This is a genomic window from Haladaptatus paucihalophilus DX253 (genome assembly GCF_000376445.1).
Lineage (GTDB): Archaea > Halobacteriota > Halobacteria > Halobacteriales > Haladaptataceae > Haladaptatus > Haladaptatus paucihalophilus.
This window is the reverse complement of record NZ_AQXI01000001.1, coordinates 1,623,854-1,639,938: the sequence shown is the minus strand read 5'-3', so window position 1 is coordinate 1,639,938 and position 16,085 is coordinate 1,623,854. Positions and strand designations below refer to the sequence as shown.

Below are 16,085 nucleotides of genomic sequence, written 5' to 3'. Positions count from 1 at the left end.
TACGGTTGTGTTTCGAGTCACGAAACTTGTACTCGGAAATATGTGCGCGAACCAAACTGAATGTTGGCCTTATATTTCAGGCAGTTTATTTCATGACTGCTTTCGTTTCCCGAGAATGGTGTTCTCGACGAGGCGGGATTGTGCCCGCCGCAATCGCTCGGAAACCGACTGTTTGCTGATGTTCAGCGTCGAACTCAACTCCGAGAGCGTGGCGTCGCGTGGCACTTCGAAGTAGCCCGACTCGTGGGCCGACACGAGCGCTTCGCGCTGTGGCTCCGTGAGCTGAAACGCCGTTTCGCTGTCGCCCGGCGTGTACAACCGTTCGAGGGAAAATGCGATGTCGTTTCGGTTGCAGAACTGCTGAAACTCGACCAGCCCGGTCCGCTCGGGGAAGCGGACTCGCCGCGTCCACGTCCCGTCCGCGCCGTGGCCCGCCATTGGAACGGCACCGAGCTCCTGGTAGGCGGGGTACACCGGGAACAGCGCCTCCCGATTCATCCGAAGTCGATACAGTTTTCGAACGTCTAACTCCTCGACGATAGAGTGCGACTCTATCGTCGAGTCGTGGTGAAGCGCGTCGTTGAACGCGTCGAAGTCTCCGCCCGTCGCCCAGACGATGAGGAGCGCGGTTTCCGACGAACTCGCCATCTGCTGTTCGAGTTCGACGGTCATCTCCGGGACCGCTTCGAGCGTCGCTGTCAGTACGAGGTCCGGTGCACTGATGGTGAACTCCGCGATGACGCTCATGACCGAGGCGACTCACCCCGGGGTTAAGTAGTATTGGTCGTTTACTCGTCCTCGTCGAGTTTGAACTGTTCGTGCTCGCTCGCGGCGTTGAGCACGACGCTCGTGTTGCTCTCCTTGATGTCCGGGTCGATGAGCAGTTTCTTGATCTGTTTGTTCATCCCGTCCGTGTCGGTGAACTTTCCGATGGCGATGATGTCGTAATCTCCCGTCACCTCGTACACGCTTATCATCTGGTCGTGGTCCTGCAGTCGTTCGGTCACTTCCGGGAGCGCGTTCCCCTCGACTTTCAGCTGGACGACCGCTGTCACGTCGTATCCCAGTGCGTCGTAATCGACGCGCGGGGAGTAGCCTTGAATGACACCCTGTTCTTCGAGATGGGTCAGATGATTCGAGATGGTCGTCACCGAGACGTCCAGCTTCTCCGCCAGGCTCCGAAGGCTCGCTCGACCGTCGCCAAGTAGTTCGTTTACGAGCTTCGCATCCAGATTTTCGTACGTCATTACACCAACCAACTCACCCCACCCATTAGAATTTAACGAATATCCAATTCTGGACCAGAATCGCACAGTTGACCAACCGATACTGTTTTAATGGTGGATGTATTTGCGTAGGGTGTCTATAAAGATGACAGACGGAAATATTGCCACTGATGAGGATACAGGGCTATCCGCTGAGGAACAGGAAGTTTTGGACGCGATTGAGACGGAAAACGTCGATTTCGTCCGTCTCCAGTTCACCGACATCACGGGGACGGTGAAGAACGTTAGTATTCCTGCCCATCAAGTCGAAAAGGCCTTCGAAGAGGGAATCTGGTTCGACGGCTCGTCCATCGAAGGGTTCGTTCGCATTCAGGAAAGCGACATGCGTCTCGAACCCGACCCGTCGACGTTCGCCGTCCTCCCGTGGCGCTCGAACGGCAACTCCGCGAGCGCACGTCTCATCTGTGACGTCGTGAACACCGACGGAACGCCGTTCGACGGCGGTCCGCGCCAAGTGCTGAAACGCGTCCTCGCCCGGGCCGAGGAGATGGGCTACACGGTCAGCATCGGACCCGAACCCGAGTTCTTCCTCTTCGAGAAGGACGAGGAGGGCAACGCGACGACCATTCCGCACGACTCCGGCGGATACTTCGACCTCGCGCCAAAGGACATGGCGAGCGACGTTCGCCGCGAAATCATCTTCACGCTGGAGGAGATGGGCTTCGAAATCGAGGCCAGCCACCACGAAGTCGCGGACGGTCAGCACGAGATTAACTTCAAGTACGAGGACGCGCTCGCGGCGGCGGACAACATCGCTACCTTCCGCGCCGTCGTCCGTGCGGTCGCCGAGCAGAACGACATCCACGCGACGTTCATGCCCAAACCTATCAGCGAGATCAACGGCTCGGGCATGCACAGCCACATCAGCCTCTTCGACGAGGACGGTAACGCGTTCGACGACCCCGACGACGAGTTCAACCTCTCCGAGACGGCCTATCAGTTCATGGGCGGCATCCTGAACCACGCCGAGGCGTTCACTGCGGTCACGAACCCGACCGTCAACTCCTACAAGCGCCTCGTTCCCGGCTACGAAGCGCCCGTCTACGTCGCGTGGAGCGACACCAACCGCTCGGCGCTCATCCGCGTTCCCGACGCCGCAGGTGCGAGTTCGCGCTTCGAAATCCGTAGCCCCGACCCGTCGTGCAACCCTTACCTCTCGCTCGCGGCTGTCATCTCGGCCGGTCTCGACGGCATCGAGAACGACGCCGACCCCGGCAAACCCGTCCGCGAGGACATCTACGAGTTCACCGACGAGAAGCGCGAGGAATACGGCATCACGACGCTCCCAGGGTCCCTCGACGAAGCGGTCGACGCGCTCGAAGAGGACGACGTTATCAGGGAAGGCCTCGGCGAGCACGTTGTCGAGAAGTTCATCGAAGCCAAGCGCGCGGACTACGCCGACTACCGCGTCTTCGTCTCCAACTGGGAGAAGGAGAAGTACTTGGAGAAGTTCTAAGCGTCAATTCTCTTTCGACCTATTATTTTCGGATACGCGAGGATTCCACCCTGAACGACCGCATTGATGGCGAAGACGACGACGAGCGGTAGCGACGCCTTCAGTCCGATTACCGACAACCCACCGAAGACGAGCAGTCCGACCACGCTCGACCAGCCGCCGACCGTCCCGTCCGGCGGACCGACCAGCTCCCACGTCACGAACGCGCCGACGGTTCCGCCGAGCGCGGTGACGGCATCGACGAGGCCGGTCTCCGCGAGGGCCGTTTCGACGGGCGACAACACCACCGCGACGGCGAACGCCGCGAACGCACAGAGGACCGCGAGGGCGAACGCCGCCCGCGGTCGCCGATTCAGCCCCCAGACCACGACGGCGAGGTAGGCCACTCCGACTGCGACCCCGGCGACGACATCGACCGCGAAGTGGACGCCGAGGACGAGCCGCGAGAGGCAGACGACGGCGACCATGGCACCCGCGGCCGCGAACCGCTTCCCTCGGCTCCAGCGGTCGAGCGACAGCGCGAGGAGGAACCAGAACACCGTCGAACCGATAGCGTGACCGCTCGGGAAGCCGTACCCCGTCGCCTCGACGAAACGGACCGCATCCGGGGGTCGTGCCAGCGCGAAGAATCCCTTCAGCGCGAGCGTCAGCGAGAGTGCCCCAAGCGTCGCGCCGAGGAGGAACCCGAACGCGTCACGGTCGTCGCTGTACCAGTAGAGGAGCGCGCCGAGGAGGAAGAACAGCCACGCGTCTCCGAGTTGCGTGACGACGGAGAACGCCTCCTGTACCCAGTGCGGCAATGCCCTGTGGAGGAATTGAACGACGCCCCAACCCCGACTCATGGCTACGAGCGCCAGTCCTTGATCCGACCGCCGACGCGTCCCGGTACCCCGGCGGCGCTCACGCCGAACCCGACGAGCACCATGAGGGTGTACAGCCCCAGCGTGGAAAGCCAGACGATTATCATCGCGCCGATGGCCCATCCACCGTCGAGCCATCGGAACGCGCCGAGCGTCATCACCGTCCCGTAGAGGAGGACGAGATACGGACCCCACCCGCGTGCGTGTCCGCGACGCATCCGTCTGCGGACGTACCCCTTCAGCTCCGACTCCAGCTCGGATTTCTGAACCGTGCGCTCATCGACGTCGTGCTCGAACTCCTCGAACTCGGACTGTAGCCGTTCTACGTTGCCGTGGAGTTCGAGGATGTCCGGTGCGGACTGCTCTGTATCGTCGGTCATGTCCTCTCCTTTGACTCCCTGCTGTCTTTCTGTGGTGCCCGCCACGCCTTTAGTTTTCCTGAAGTGCCGTCCCGCGAGAACGGCGTTGATGACCGCCCCGAACAGCAGGACGATGCCGCCGAGGTAGAGCCACGTGACCACCAACAGCGCCCCGCCGAGGACGCCGTAGGCGGAAAACTGGGCCGCCGAATCGACGTAGACGCCGAATATCGCTTGGAGGGCGGTCCACCCGAGCGTGGCGAACAGCGTCCCCGGAAGGACCTCCCGAACGGTCACGTCCGTGTCGGGAAAGAAGTAGTACAGGGGTAAGAAGACCGGAATCAGCCCGAACAGGAGCGCGACGGAGACGATGGTCCGCCTGAAGGGAACCCACGAGAGCGACGGCAGGAGGATGTTGACCACCGCGACCCCGGCGACGCCGAGCGCGATGACCGCCAGTACGACGGCGGCGTCGGTCATCGTGTCGATGAACGGTTCGGTGACGTTCACGTCGTAGACCCGGGAGAACGCCTCGTCCAATCCGCGGAACACCCGCAACGTGCTCCAGACGAGGACGAGCGACCCGACGACGGTCGCGCTCCGGCGTCCGGACGCGCTAGAGAGCGAATCCTGCACGATGCTCTTCGCCTTCGGCGAGAGCAGACTCTGAACCGTCCCGACGACGGTGTTGGCGAACGCGTCGCCGCCGACGAACGACGCGATGGCGAGCGCCAACAGCAGCGCCGGGAGGATGGAGACGAACGCGTAGTACGCGATTCCCGCCGCGAGAAACGTTATCTCCTGTTCGCGCGCGTAGTCGATGGTTTCGCGTGCCGTCGTTCCGATAGTCACGACGGGTACTTCCACGAAATCGACCAAAAGCGTTGGCTACTATCGACCCCGTGCTACGGTCGCGTCGCCGCCCGAATCTCGGCGACGCTGGCGGGCGTCTTGAACGTCGTCCCGCCGTAGTGGGTGCGCGAGGCGTCGTAGCCCGCATCCCGGAGGCGCTCCAGGAACTCGTCCATCCCCGAGGCCGAACGCGTCCACTCCTTGCAAAGCCGGTGTTGGTCGTAGTGGGTCGGTCGGTGGAGTTCGCCCGAGAGTTGCGTTAGAAGTTTGTTCGCCTTCTTCGCGGTTCCCATCTCCTCGGTCACGTTCTCGCGCACCGCGTCCACGAAGTCGGCGTCGTGGGTCGGGCCGAGCCACACCGGACCGGCGGTGAGAACGCGGTTTCCCTCGCACGCCGGGCAGGTTTCGGGCGGGTCGGCGATGAGTCCGTACTCGTGATCCCGGTGCAGACAGTCCTCGCAGTGATAGAGGTGGCCGAGTTCGTCGATGGCACCGTTGGCCGTCGTCGCCCCTTCGTCGAGTTCGAGGTACGTTCGGACGTAGTGGCTCGTCGCGTGCGTCAGGAGCGGCGTGACGCCCTTGTCGTAGCGGGCGGCAGTGCGGGCGAGCGCGGAGAGGAGGATTCGAACCCCCATCTCGGCGTGGTAGTCCGTGTTGCGCGGCACCGCACTGTACTTCCGGACGCCGCTGTGGAAGTGCGCGCCACAGAGCGGCGCGGTGTCGGTCGCCGTCACGCAAACCAAATCGCGCGTGTTGGCGAAGGCGGCGTCGGCGAAGGGAATCGGCGTCCCGAACGGGTCGATGTCCACCACGTCGAACACCTCCTCGTGCATGAGCGCGTTGGCGTTCCGGTGGACGACCTCCCCCGGCAGGTCGTTGCGCTCGAAGTTCTCCCGGCAGAGTTCGATGGCGTCCGGGTCGATGTCGGCACAGGTCACGTTCCAGTCGTTCGCGGCGGCGCGGACGCCGCGAATCCCCGAGGCCGCCATGGCGTCGAGGTAGTACTCCGCCCGCGGTTCGCGGTCGCGGTACGTTCGTAGGACGGCCACCGTCAGGTCGCGGTTCAACTCCTGCACCGGATTGAAAAACACGTCGTCGATGATGGCGTCCCCCTCCTGCTCGGGAACTTCCACCTCGATTCCTCCTTCGCGGACGTTCATGCGTGCTCGTCGGCGTTCCGTCCCGAAAAGGGATACGGGTTGCCGTCGCGGCGGCCCGACCGCCTCCTCGCTATCGGAACGGGTTTATTTCGTCCGTCCGAACCGATGGCCCGTGCCCTCGGTTTCGAACTCCGTCTGTCGGTCGCATTCTCCCGGGGAGTGGATACCGTGAACCGCGTCGAGGAGTGGGAAACCGAACTGGCCGACGCGGGGTCGCTCACGCCCGACATCGTGGGAAGAATTCTCTCGACGCACGACGACAGGGGAAAACAGGCCATCGAAGCCGTTTCCGAACGGCGCGTCAAGGAGTACCGGGATTTCGTGGTCGTCGTCGGGTTCGAGGACGAGTACATCGTGGAGGAGGGGTGCACCTGCCGTGATAGCGAGTACAATCTCGACCCCGCCGACCCGACCGACCTGTGCTGGCACGTCCTCGCCGCCAAAATCGCCCGACACATCGACGCGATGGACCACCACGACATGTGGTACTCCGACGTACGCGAGTTCCTGTAATCCGCTTTAGCTATCGAGACAGATGTTCACGAAGTTCTCGAGGATTCGAAGCCCCGTGTCGCCGCTCTTCTCGGGGTGGAACTGCGTGCCGAAGACGGTCCCCGACTCGTCGGCGATGACGCTCGGAAAGTCCGTGCCGTAGTCCGTCGTCGCCACCACGGCGTCGTCGTCCTCGGGGACGGCGTAGTAGGAGTGGACGAAGTAGGCGTACTCCCCGTCCACGCCATCGACCAACGGGTGGTCGCGCTGGACGGAGAGTTCGTTCCAGCCCATCTGTGGCACCTTCTGGTCCCCGTCGAACCTGACGTTCGTCCCCGGAATGAGGTCGAGTCCGGTAACGTCGCCCTCCCCGGCGTGCTCGGCCTCCTCGCTCGTCGTCAACAGCATCTGCATCCCGAGACAGATGCCGAACACCGGCGTCCCGCTTTCGGCGGCATCGACGAGCGCTTCGCGGTACGGTCCGGCGTTTTCCACACCCTCACGGAACGCGCCGACACCCGGCAGAACGATGCCGTCGGCCGCGTCGAACGTCGCCGGGTCGTCGGACACCTCGACGTCCGCTCCCGCGCGTTCGAGACCCTTGACCGCGCTCCGGAGGTTGCCGAGGCCGTAATCGACCACGACGACCGACGCGGCCCGTTGCTTCGCGTGCGTACTGGCTTCCATACCGTCATCTACCAACTCGATCTACAAACTGTTTCGCGTTTGCGCGAAATTTGACTTCTAATCGTGGCTATGTATCTCACGATTGGGCCAAAAGGTTTGAATAGGAAGATTTAAACTACAAGTACAGAACGAATAACATGAATCCAGATGGTCAATCGACGCACGTTCATTAAATCCGCGAGCACGGCGGGACTCGTCGGACTTTCGGGCATGGCCGGATGTATCGGAACCTTCGGAAAACAAGCCTACAAGGACGGAAAAGTCAAGTTCCTGATGTCTCCGACCGAGCCACAGGAACAGATGATGGCACAGTACACGCCAATCAAAAAGCGTCTGAACAACTACATCGACGCTGTTGACACCGTGAACATGAAGTACGCGAGCGACTACAGCGCGACGCTTACCGCGCTCGATAGCGGGACGGCGGACGTTGCGGAAAGCGGTCCGTTCGCCGCCGCACTGGGCGTCAAAAATGACCGTGCGGACATCATTCTTCAGCGCCATGCCTACGGAACGTGGACGTACTACAGTGTGATTATCACGCGCGAGGATTCGGACATCTCGTCGCTGAAGGAACTCAAGGGAAAAACCGTCGCGTTCGCCGACCCCCTGAGTGCCAGCGGGTCGCTCTACCCACTGTACATGCTGAAACAGGCGGGGCTCTCGATTCCGGAGTCACCGGGCGACCCGAAGGGTGCCGACTTCACCCCAAAATGGTCCACCCACGACAAAGCGTACAACGCGCTGAAAAGCGGTCAAGCCGACGCCGCCGGTGTCGGTCGATTCATCGTCTGGGACTACGACGCGGACGATTACGTCAAGGGCGTCAAGGAACTCGATATTCGCTCCGAAATCCCGCGTGCGCCGATTATGGTTTCCCCAAAACTCTCGGACGACGAGAAGGAAAAAATCACGAAGGCCTTCACCAAAGCGCCGGACGAGATGTACTACGGAGCGGACGGCAAACAGGACACCGACGACGACATCTGGTTTGATGGCGTGAAGAAAGCCGACGCCTCGACGTACCAACCCGTTGTCGAAGTGGCCAACAAACTCGGATACGGCGAAGATATCTTCAAGAACTAACCTCCTCAAAAGATGGATCAACGACAGTAAATAATAAACTATTAGATTTTAGGACTTCGTTCAAATAATCACATGGCATCATTGACGGTATCGGACATCACCAAGGTTTACGGTGGCGAGACGGTGGCGCTCGACGACGTTTCGTTCGAGATTCCCGACGGGGAGTTCGTCGTCCTTCTCGGTCCGTCCGGGGCGGGGAAATCAACGTTGCTTCGTCTCCTGAACGGTCTCGAACGGCCGACGGAGGGAGAGATTCGGATCGGCGACGACCGGGTTTCGGGTACCCGTAGCGACGTGGCGATGGTGTTCCAGATGCACTACCTCGTCGAAAGCATGAGCGCGTATCGAAATGCGCTCACCGGGGCGCTCAACCGGACCGACACGGTCGATAGCGTCTTCACACGGTACGACGAGGACGACAAGGAAATGGCGTTGCGGTCGCTCGAAACCGTCGGGTTGCTCGAAGAAGCGAACCAACGAGCGGACAGCATGAGCGGTGGCCAGCAACAGCGCGTCGGCATCGCTCGCGCACTCACCCAGGACCCGCAACTCCTCCTCGCCGACGAACCGGTCGCGAGTCTCGACCCGAAAGCCGCCCAAGACGTAATGCACTACATGAAGCGTGCGGCGGCGGAACGAAATCTCACGTCCATCGTGAGCCTCCACCAGGTCAACATCGCCCGCGAGTTCGGCGAGCGGTTCATCGGGCTCAGGGACGGAAACGTGGTGTTCGACGGTGGAAAAGACGACCTGACGATGGAAGACGTCGACCGGATCTATTACGGCGAATCACCGGAGAATTCGGCCATCAACAACATCGCATAACATGGCTACGGACATCACCGAAATCAAACAGCGAATCGAGCACGAACAGCGCATCCGGCGAATATCCGGCGGATTGGGAATTCTTGCGGTCCTTCTGATAACCGGCTTGGGGATGACCTATCTCGGCTTCCTGCTGGCGGACCTCGTTCGCCAGTTCGGAACGTGGATCAACTTCATCGGGGCGTTCCTCAAACCCAATTTCGTCGATTTCACGAGCTACACTCACCAGCACGATATCGGCGGCCTTCGTGCGATCTGGATCAGTTTCACGCATCCACAGTATTTCGTTAGTACCATCGCCAACGCGTCCGTTTCGAGCGGCTCCGTACTAGTTTCGGCGGCGTTCGTGACGGTCCTCGTCGGCTTCTGTGGTACCGTGATCGGGTTTCCGCTCGCGCTCGTCTTCGGTATCCTCGGCTCCGAACGCGTGACCCCGTTCCCGTTCAACTTCATCTTCCGCGGGGCGATGAGTACCATCCGCGCGGTTCCGGCGTTGGTTTGGGTGCTCATCTACATCCCGCTGACAGGCATTAATCCGTATGGCGCAGTGCTCGCCATCGCAACCGATACCATTGGCAACCTCGGACGACTGTTCACCGACGAACTCGAAGAGATCGATAACGGGCCGATAGAAGCGATTCGATCGACCGGCGCGAAGCGCCCACAGGTTGTCATCTTCGGCATGCTCAGTCAAGTGTCGAACTCGTTCATCGCGTGGACGCTCTACGTCCTCGAAATCAACACCCGAATCGCCGTCAGCCTCGGTGTCGTCGGTGCCGGCGGGTTGGGGATGTACATCAACCTCCGCCTGCAGACCGTGAGTTCCGCCTCGTACGCCCGTGCGGCGGCGGGACTCGTTATGGTCGTCGTCATCGTCGTGACCGTCGAACTCCTCTCCTCGCGCATTCGTGCCCGCCTCCGGCCGGGCGAACACGAACGCTCGGGATTCTTCGAGACGATACGAGGTCTCGGAGACACGGGTCGCTGGCTCGGTTCCGGCAACAAAGATTAATCTCACTCGTTCCGTATCTCCAACTATAAATAACTCCACGCAGTGACTTCGAGTATGAATCCCTCGCCCTCCTCGCTCTCCAGACGTGGATTCTTGACGACGACGGGAACGCTCGGCGCGGCGGTCGGCGTCGGCGGTGCGACGACCACGACGACCGGAACGACGGCGTTCTCGGACGACGCGCCGAAACCGGCGTGGACGGTCCCCGAATCGCCGGAGGACTCCGACTCCCGGTACGAAGCCGCGTATCCCATTACCGTCGCCGACGGAATCGCCGTGGTCATCGTCATCTCCGATTCGACCGAATCGACCACGTACCAGTTTCGCGGGTTGGACGAATCCGACGGGACCGAGCGGTGGACGAAGGAGTTCCCCGGTATCTCCTTCCCGGTCATCGACGACGGTTCGATGTACTTCTACGTTCGGAACGTGCGGAACGACACCGACTCGGAAGGGGCGTTCGTCGCGCTCGATTTGAAAACCGGCGACGAACGGTGGCGCAAATCGACCGACACGTCCTCGACGCAGACGGCAGTGGGCGGCGGGAACGTGTATCGCCTCTCCTCCGACGACCGGTTTATCCTCGCGTTGGACGCCGAATCCGGAAAGCAAGTGTGGAGTTACCAAGCCACACAGAACGATATGCGCGCCGTCAGTTTCCAGTTCGCCAACGACACCCTCTACGCCAGTTTCAACGACGCCATCTACGCGTTCGCGCCGGACGGGACGAAACGCTGGCAGAACGTCGAAACCGACCTCACGACCCTCTACGTGCGGTCGGTCACCGATACCCACCTGTACGCCATCGAAGACGGTTCCATCTACGCGTTCGACGTCGACGACGGGTCCCGGGACTGGTCCGTCGAGAGTCTGGGACAACCCGTCGAGAAAGACGGCGTGCTCTACTCGTGGGGACCGGACCTCAAGGCCATCGACGTGGAAGACGGGGCGGTCCAGTGGCAGTACGACGACGTCGGACGCACTCGCGCCGAACCGGTCGTCGCCGACGGAGCGGTGTTCGGCGTGGACAGGGAGGGGACCGTCTCCGCGATAACGACCGACGGGACGGAGCGGTGGACGTTCGACATGGAGTCCACGGAGGAGTACAGTTTCACCACCCTCAACGTCAGCGACGGGTCCGTGTACGTCTCTTTCGAACGAACGCTGTACGTCCTCTCGACCGACGACGGTTCGTTACAGTGGTCGTTCACGGGTGCGAACCGTGCCATCAACACCATACTCGCGGACGATGTACTCCTTTTCGGGACCCGCGGTACGCTGTTCGCGTTCGACCGCCATCATTCGCTTCTCTCCACGGCCATCGACGGAACGGGTGAATTCCTCACGTCCGGTCCGGGGATGGCGCTCTCGGGCATCCTCGTCGGGACCACGGCGTTCGCGGCGTACCGACGGTGGAACGATGACGACGGGGCGGTCACGGCGGACGTCACCGAACCGACGCTCGACTACGGTCGGCTCGACCGCCTCGCTTCGGACGCGCTCACCGAGACGTATCGCGTCAGGAAACGCACCGACGACGGCCCGGAAGTCGTCCTGGAGCGACACCTGACGGACCCGCAAGTCGCGGGGACGTTCCGCTCGGCGACCGAACGCTGGGCCGAGATGAGCGACCGAACCGGCGTCGTTCCCGTCCTCGAAACCGACGGCGACAGCATCGAATTGCCCTACTACGCGGACGGGTCGCTCGCCGATTCCCACCGGCCAGTCGAGGAGCGACTCGACGCTCTCTCGGACGCGAACACGGTGGTCCACGACGCACACTCTGACGGCGTGATTCACGGCGGTCTGACTCCGAAGTCGATTCTCCTCGACGGCGACGACGTTGCCGTGGCCGATTGGGAACTGGCCGCCGCGCTGGCCGAGTTCTGCGACCGGTCGCCCTACGACGCGCCGGAGCAGATCGCGGGCGAGGCGGGTGACGAGCGAACCGACGTGTACCGCCTCGGCGCGATTGCGGCCTTCGTTCTGACCGGCGAGGACCCCGACGGGGGGTCGCTGCGCATGCTCGACCCGGAGTATCGGAAACTTCTCCTCGCCCGGGCGGACCCGAACGAGTACGAATCGCTTCGCTCGGATTCCGTCTCACCGGAACTGTACGAGGTGATATCGAAAGCGATGGCGGACGACCCGGACGACCGGTTCGAGTCGGTCGTCGCGTTCGACGACATGCTTCGCTGGGCGGCGTTTCGCGCTTGAGGTGCGAGCAAGAACGAAATAGTTTGCCACCGTTGTACGAGTGGGGGAAGAGAGTGGTCACCGCATTACTGATAGTCGGATTGTTCGTCGCCGTGTTCGTCGGCTACAACATCGGGGGGTCCTCGACGGGGGTCGCCTTCGGTCCCGCGGTCGGCAGCCGAATCATCGGGAAAGTCGGAGCGGCGGCGCTATTCACCGGTTTTGCCCTCTTGGGCGGGTGGACGGTCGGTCGAAACGTCATCGAGACCATGAGCAACGGTATCGTCCCGGCGAGCCAGTTCACGCTGGTGACGAGCATCGTCGTCCTCTTTTTCGCCGGGTTCGCGCTGCTCATCTCGAACCTGTTCGGCGTGCCAGCGTCCACCTCGATGACGGCCGTCGGCGCAATCGTCGGCTTGGGGTTGGCGTCGAACACGCTCAACGAATCGTTGATGTTCACCATCGTCTCGGCGTGGATCGTCGCGCCGCTTTCGGCCTTCTTCGTCGGGTTGGTCGTCGGTCGGTACCTCTACCCGCATCTGGACGCCCGATTCTCGTTCTCACGAATCGAGGACGGATTGCTGACGGTGGACCGTTCGGGGTCGATTCCCCGACCGAAACTCGGCGGTAACGTCGGCAAACGAGAAGCGGGCGGCGCGGCGTCGGTGCTCATCATCGCCTGTTACATGGGGTTCAGCGCGGGTGCGTCGAACGCGGCCAATGCGGTCGCCCCGCTCATCGGAAACGGGTCGATAACCGCCAGCCAAGGAATCCTCCTGGCCATCGGTGCCATCGGGCTCGGCGGCTTTACCATCGCTCGTCGGACCCTCGACACCATCAGCGACGGCATCACCGACCTGCCGATTCTGGCCGCGCTCATCGTCTCGCTCATCGGCGCGACCATCATCACGATTCTCTCGCGGCTCGGGATTCCGGCGAGTCTCGCGGTCAGCACCACGTCGTGTATCATCGGACTCGGATGGGGTCGCGCCAGTCGCGCGGTGACGGTCGCGGAGGTGGCGGACACCGCACTGCAGGGCGAACAGACGCCCACCGCGGAACTCTCCTCGGGTGCGTTGATAGCGGAGACCAGCGAATCAGAGGTGCCGCCCGGCCCGACCATCGGCGACGTGGCGGACGGCGACGTTCCCGACTCGGGCACGGTCGGCGACGGCGGTGAAACCGGCGAAGTGCCGCCCATCGGCGAGGAGAGCATCGAGGAACTGACCGCGGAAAACCTGTTCGACCCGGCGGCGACGAGCCGAATCGTCCTCCTCTGGGTCCTCTCGCCGACCCTTTCGGCGGTCGGGTCGTTTCTCATCTTCGAGTTCATCCTGAACGTCGGGTGAGTTCGTTCCCCGGGAACAGCTGTCAACGACAGAGAAAACTGTTTTACTGGCGTTCGCCCGTCCAACGTGCCATGGGGGAACACGTTCTCGTTCCGTTGGATGGTTCGCCGAAATCGGTGGAGGCGTTCGAATACGCGGCGTCGATGCCGGACGTCGAACTCACGCTCATCACCATCGTCAACCCGTTCGATATCGACCCGCTCTCGCCGGGGTATCAGTCGCCGATAGGGAAGTCGGGGATGCCCGCCTATTCCCAGGAGTGGTATCAAGAGGAGTGGGACAACGCTCACGAACTGCACGAGGAACTCGGTGAGCAGGCGAACGTTCCGGTCGAGAGCGTCGTCAAGATGGGCCAGCCCGCCCGCCAAATCCTCGTCTACGCCCGCGAAAACGACGTAGACCACATCGTCATCGGAACTCACGGAAAGGACGACATCTCGAAAATCATCCTCGGCTCGGTCGCCGACAAGGTGATGCGCCGCGCGCCGATGATGGTCACGGTCGTCCGCTGATTCGTTCGGCCGTTCACCGTTTCTCCCGGCCGTTTGCTGATTCGTGCGGCAAAGACGGGTCGCCGATTCCGATAGCGGTGGGTTGTTGATTCCGATAGCGGTGGGTCGTCGAGTGTGACGATTGTCGCGCGGATTCACCGGTTTCGGTCGCGGTGGTGGTAGGTTTCTCGTCCGTCTCGGACGTTTCTTGCCGGATGGTACTCGTTGAAACCGGGACCGTCCCGCGATTTTGTTCTCGTCGATGAGTGATAATACAACATCGGGATACGTATTCGAATCCCTACAATTTTTGTTCGTTTTACCGTTATAACTAGGTCCTACTCGCTAAGTATTGCCGACAGGCGGCTCATAACGAAATGTGAACCGATGTTTTACCAGGTTGCACTATGCGAGGAACCAACCGAAATCGCGGCAAGCTTAAACGCAGAGGCTATTTGAAGGGAATCGCGGCAACTGGCATCGGCGCCGGAGCAGTGAGCAAGTTCTCGGGCGCAACGAACGCGGCCACGGACGATGTCGTACAGGCGGACGGAGATAACGTCTACCTCATCTTCGGGGTTGACACCGACTCCACCGACCTCGAATCGTGGCTGGCAGACCACAAAAACGACCTCCAGACCAGTTCACAGGAGTCGTCGTCCCAGGTCATCCAGTATCAGGAGGTCTCCCAACTGAACGTCAACCAGCAGAAGTACGCCGTCGCCATCTCCATCGACGGTGGGGAGGCAGACGCCATCCAGCGCACCTACCAGAACAACCAGAACGTGCAGGCGGGGAAGGCGTGGTCGAAGAACGCGAAGGCCGACCACAAGAAACAGACGTTCAAGGACGTCAAGAACGCCTACATCATCTTCGCACACGAGACGGAATCGAGCGAGTTCTCTGGGTGGGTCGTCAGCGACGACGAATACCAGAGCGAACAGTCCGCCGACGCCGAAATCGACCAAGAACAAGAGGTCGATCAGGTCAACTACAGCAGTCAGAGCCGCGCCGTCGCGGTCGCGGAGGGCGGAAGCTACGCCCGTTCCTACCAGCGAAGCTACCAGCTCAACGAAAACGTGCAGGACGCGGAGGCGCTCGCGAAGAACGTCGGCGACGGCGATAACCAGAGCGCCGACTCGTCCGTCGACCAGTCACAGGAAGTCAACCAGCTGAACTACAACAAACAGGGCGTCGCGGTCGCCCTCGCCGTCGGCGAGGGCAGTACCGCCAAGGCGTGGCAGATCAGCTGTCAGTTCAACCGGAACAAGCAGATAGCGAAGGCCACGGCGCTCAACTTCGACCTGACCCCCGTCAGCGAGTACATGTCCACCGCCAAGATGACGGGCGACTACTCGGACTCCGACGTGAAACGCACGTCGGACGGGTCGATGCAGGCGAACAAGCAGGGTGCCGAATCCGAAATCGACCAGTTCCAGGACGTCAGCCAGCGTAACTCCAGCGTGCAGAACGCGGCCTTGGCGGTCGCGCTGAACGGTAGCGAGTCGACGGCAACGCAGGCCAGCTATCAGGGCAACTTCAACGCCCAAATCGCCTCGGCGACTTCAGTCAACGTGGACGAGGGAGCCCTCCAAATCGAGGGCGTGGTGAAGGGTACCGATGCGAAAGGCGACGGGTCGTGGGCGGTCGCGTACGACAAAGGCCACAACCAAGTCAACACGCAGAAAGCCATCAGCGAAATCGTACAGGAACAGTACATCGAACAACTGAACGTGAACGAGCAGAACAGCGCCATCGCATTCTCCATGGACGACGGTAACGCGACGGCGGAACAGCTCAACTACCAGCGGAACGAGAACGTCCAGTACGCAGAATCGAACGCGGGCAACTGCCAGAGCTAAACGATTCGAGACTCGGCTTCGAAACGTCTCGTCGGTGACGAAGAGAAAGCCCCGTTGATTCTGTCGTTATTTTCGCGGTTCGTGTCCGACTCCGTAGCCATGGCGTCGCCGA

15 protein-coding genes are annotated in these 16,085 nt (G+C 61.7%); 9 read left to right on the top strand and 6 right to left on the bottom strand.

Features of this window, described 5'->3' with window-relative positions:
• Nucleotides 1-90 precede the first annotated feature (90 nt).
• Together B208_RS0109185 and lrp are read right to left on the bottom strand one after the other, a co-directional pair.
• Nucleotides 91-747 (bottom strand): helix-turn-helix domain-containing protein, encoded by a 657-nt coding sequence (locus B208_RS0109185; RefSeq protein WP_007976549.1) that lies wholly within the window; start codon nt 745-747, stop codon nt 91-93.
• Nucleotides 748-788: 41 nt separating this feature from the next.
• Nucleotides 789-1,247: an HTH-type transcriptional regulator Lrp gene (lrp, locus tag B208_RS0109180; protein WP_007976550.1), complete on the bottom strand. Its 459-nt coding sequence runs from the start codon at nt 1,245-1,247 to the stop codon at nt 789-791.
• A 124-nt stretch (nt 1,248-1,371) separates the two neighbouring features.
• On the opposite strand from lrp, the gene glnA reads away from it, so the two are divergent.
• Nucleotides 1,372-2,742, top strand: coding sequence for a type I glutamate--ammonia ligase (gene glnA / locus B208_RS0109175; protein ID WP_026177794.1), 1,371 nt, complete (start codon nt 1,372-1,374; stop codon nt 2,740-2,742).
• Here glnA and B208_RS0109170 read toward each other — a convergent pair.
• Genes B208_RS0109170 through B208_RS0109160 form a run of 3 tightly spaced genes read right to left on the bottom strand, consistent with a single transcriptional unit; the run spans nt 2,739 to nt 5,973 of the window.
• Nucleotides 2,739-3,584 (bottom strand): phosphatase PAP2 family protein, encoded by an 846-nt coding sequence (locus tag B208_RS0109170; RefSeq protein WP_232423767.1) that lies wholly within the window; start codon nt 3,582-3,584, stop codon nt 2,739-2,741. The two genes, glnA and B208_RS0109170, sit on opposite strands and share 4 nt — an antisense overlap.
• 2 nt (nt 3,585-3,586) lie before the next feature.
• Nucleotides 3,587-4,813, bottom strand: a complete 1,227-nt coding sequence (locus B208_RS0109165; protein ID WP_232423766.1) for a YihY/virulence factor BrkB family protein — start codon at nt 4,811-4,813, stop codon at nt 3,587-3,589.
• A 53-nt stretch (nt 4,814-4,866) separates the two neighbouring features.
• Nucleotides 4,867-5,973: a tRNA (guanine(26)-N(2))-dimethyltransferase gene (locus B208_RS0109160; protein WP_007976554.1), complete on the bottom strand. Its 1,107-nt coding sequence runs from the start codon at nt 5,971-5,973 to the stop codon at nt 4,867-4,869.
• A gap of 168 nt (nt 5,974-6,141) precedes the next feature.
• Here B208_RS0109160 and B208_RS0109155 point away from each other — a divergent pair, with 168 nt between their 5' ends.
• On the top strand, nt 6,142-6,486 hold the full coding sequence (locus B208_RS0109155; RefSeq protein ID WP_026177792.1) for a hypothetical protein: 345 nt from the start codon (nt 6,142-6,144) through the stop codon (nt 6,484-6,486).
• Nucleotides 6,487-6,492: 6 nt separating this feature from the next.
• Here B208_RS0109155 and hisH read toward each other — a convergent pair whose 3' ends face one another.
• A complete protein-coding gene (gene hisH / locus B208_RS0109150) occupies nt 6,493-7,152 on the bottom strand; it encodes an imidazole glycerol phosphate synthase subunit HisH (RefSeq protein WP_007976556.1) in 660 nt (219 codons plus the stop codon).
• A gap of 147 nt (nt 7,153-7,299) precedes the next feature.
• On the opposite strand from hisH, the gene B208_RS0109145 reads away from it, so the two are divergent.
• The 7 genes from B208_RS0109145 to B208_RS0109115 all read left to right on the top strand — a co-directional run bounded on the left by B208_RS0109145 (nt 7,300) and on the right by B208_RS0109115 (nt 15,973).
• Nucleotides 7,300-8,238 (top strand): phosphate/phosphite/phosphonate ABC transporter substrate-binding protein, encoded by a 939-nt coding sequence (locus B208_RS0109145; protein WP_007976557.1) that lies wholly within the window; start codon nt 7,300-7,302, stop codon nt 8,236-8,238.
• Between the two features lie 72 nt (nt 8,239-8,310).
• Nucleotides 8,311-9,063, top strand: a complete 753-nt coding sequence (phnC, locus tag B208_RS0109140; protein ID WP_007976558.1) for a phosphonate ABC transporter ATP-binding protein — start codon at nt 8,311-8,313, stop codon at nt 9,061-9,063.
• A gap of 1 nt (nt 9,064) precedes the next feature.
• A complete protein-coding gene (locus B208_RS0109135; protein ID WP_007976560.1) occupies nt 9,065-10,075 on the top strand; it encodes an ABC transporter permease family protein in 1,011 nt (336 codons plus the stop codon).
• A gap of 54 nt (nt 10,076-10,129) precedes the next feature.
• Complete coding sequence (locus B208_RS0109130; RefSeq protein WP_007976562.1) at nt 10,130-12,292, top strand: outer membrane protein assembly factor BamB family protein; 2,163 nt, start codon at nt 10,130-10,132, stop codon at nt 12,290-12,292.
• A 53-nt stretch (nt 12,293-12,345) separates the two neighbouring features.
• The gene (locus B208_RS0109125; RefSeq protein ID WP_007976564.1) at nt 12,346-13,620 is read left to right on the top strand and encodes an inorganic phosphate transporter; all 1,275 of its coding nucleotides are present in this window, start codon (nt 12,346-12,348) and stop codon (nt 13,618-13,620) included.
• 71 nt (nt 13,621-13,691) lie between these two features.
• Entirely contained in the window at nt 13,692-14,132 is a 441-nt protein-coding gene (locus tag B208_RS0109120) for a universal stress protein (RefSeq protein WP_007976566.1), read from the top strand.
• A gap of 473 nt (nt 14,133-14,605) precedes the next feature.
• Nucleotides 14,606-15,973, top strand: a complete 1,368-nt coding sequence (locus tag B208_RS0109115; protein WP_007976568.1) for a hypothetical protein — start codon at nt 14,606-14,608, stop codon at nt 15,971-15,973.
• The last annotated feature ends 112 nt before the right edge of the window (nt 15,974-16,085 follow it).

Bases quoted from the DNA above. Each gene is read 5' to 3' on its own strand.
- B208_RS0109170 (WP_232423767.1), bottom strand. From the start codon at position 3,584: ATGAGTCGGGGTTGGGGCGTCGTTCAATTCCTCCACAGGGCATTGCCG.
- B208_RS0109185 (WP_007976549.1), bottom strand. From the start codon at position 747: ATGAGCGTCATCGCGGAGTTCACCATCAGTGCACCGGACCTCGTACTG.
- glnA (WP_026177794.1), top strand. From the start codon at position 1,372: ATGACAGACGGAAATATTGCCACTGATGAGGATACAGGGCTATCCGCT.
- B208_RS0109160 (WP_007976554.1), bottom strand. From the start codon at position 5,973: ATGAACGTCCGCGAAGGAGGAATCGAGGTGGAAGTTCCCGAGCAGGAG.
- hisH (WP_007976556.1), bottom strand. From the start codon at position 7,152: ATGGAAGCCAGTACGCACGCGAAGCAACGGGCCGCGTCGGTCGTCGTG.
- B208_RS0109135 (WP_007976560.1), top strand. From the start codon at position 9,065: ATGGCTACGGACATCACCGAAATCAAACAGCGAATCGAGCACGAACAG.
- B208_RS0109130 (WP_007976562.1), top strand. From the start codon at position 10,130: ATGAATCCCTCGCCCTCCTCGCTCTCCAGACGTGGATTCTTGACGACG.
- B208_RS0109120 (WP_007976566.1), top strand. From the start codon at position 13,692: ATGGGGGAACACGTTCTCGTTCCGTTGGATGGTTCGCCGAAATCGGTG.
- B208_RS0109145 (WP_007976557.1), top strand. From the start codon at position 7,300: ATGGTCAATCGACGCACGTTCATTAAATCCGCGAGCACGGCGGGACTC.
- phnC (WP_007976558.1), top strand. From the start codon at position 8,311: ATGGCATCATTGACGGTATCGGACATCACCAAGGTTTACGGTGGCGAG.
- lrp (WP_007976550.1), bottom strand. From the start codon at position 1,247: ATGACGTACGAAAATCTGGATGCGAAGCTCGTAAACGAACTACTTGGC.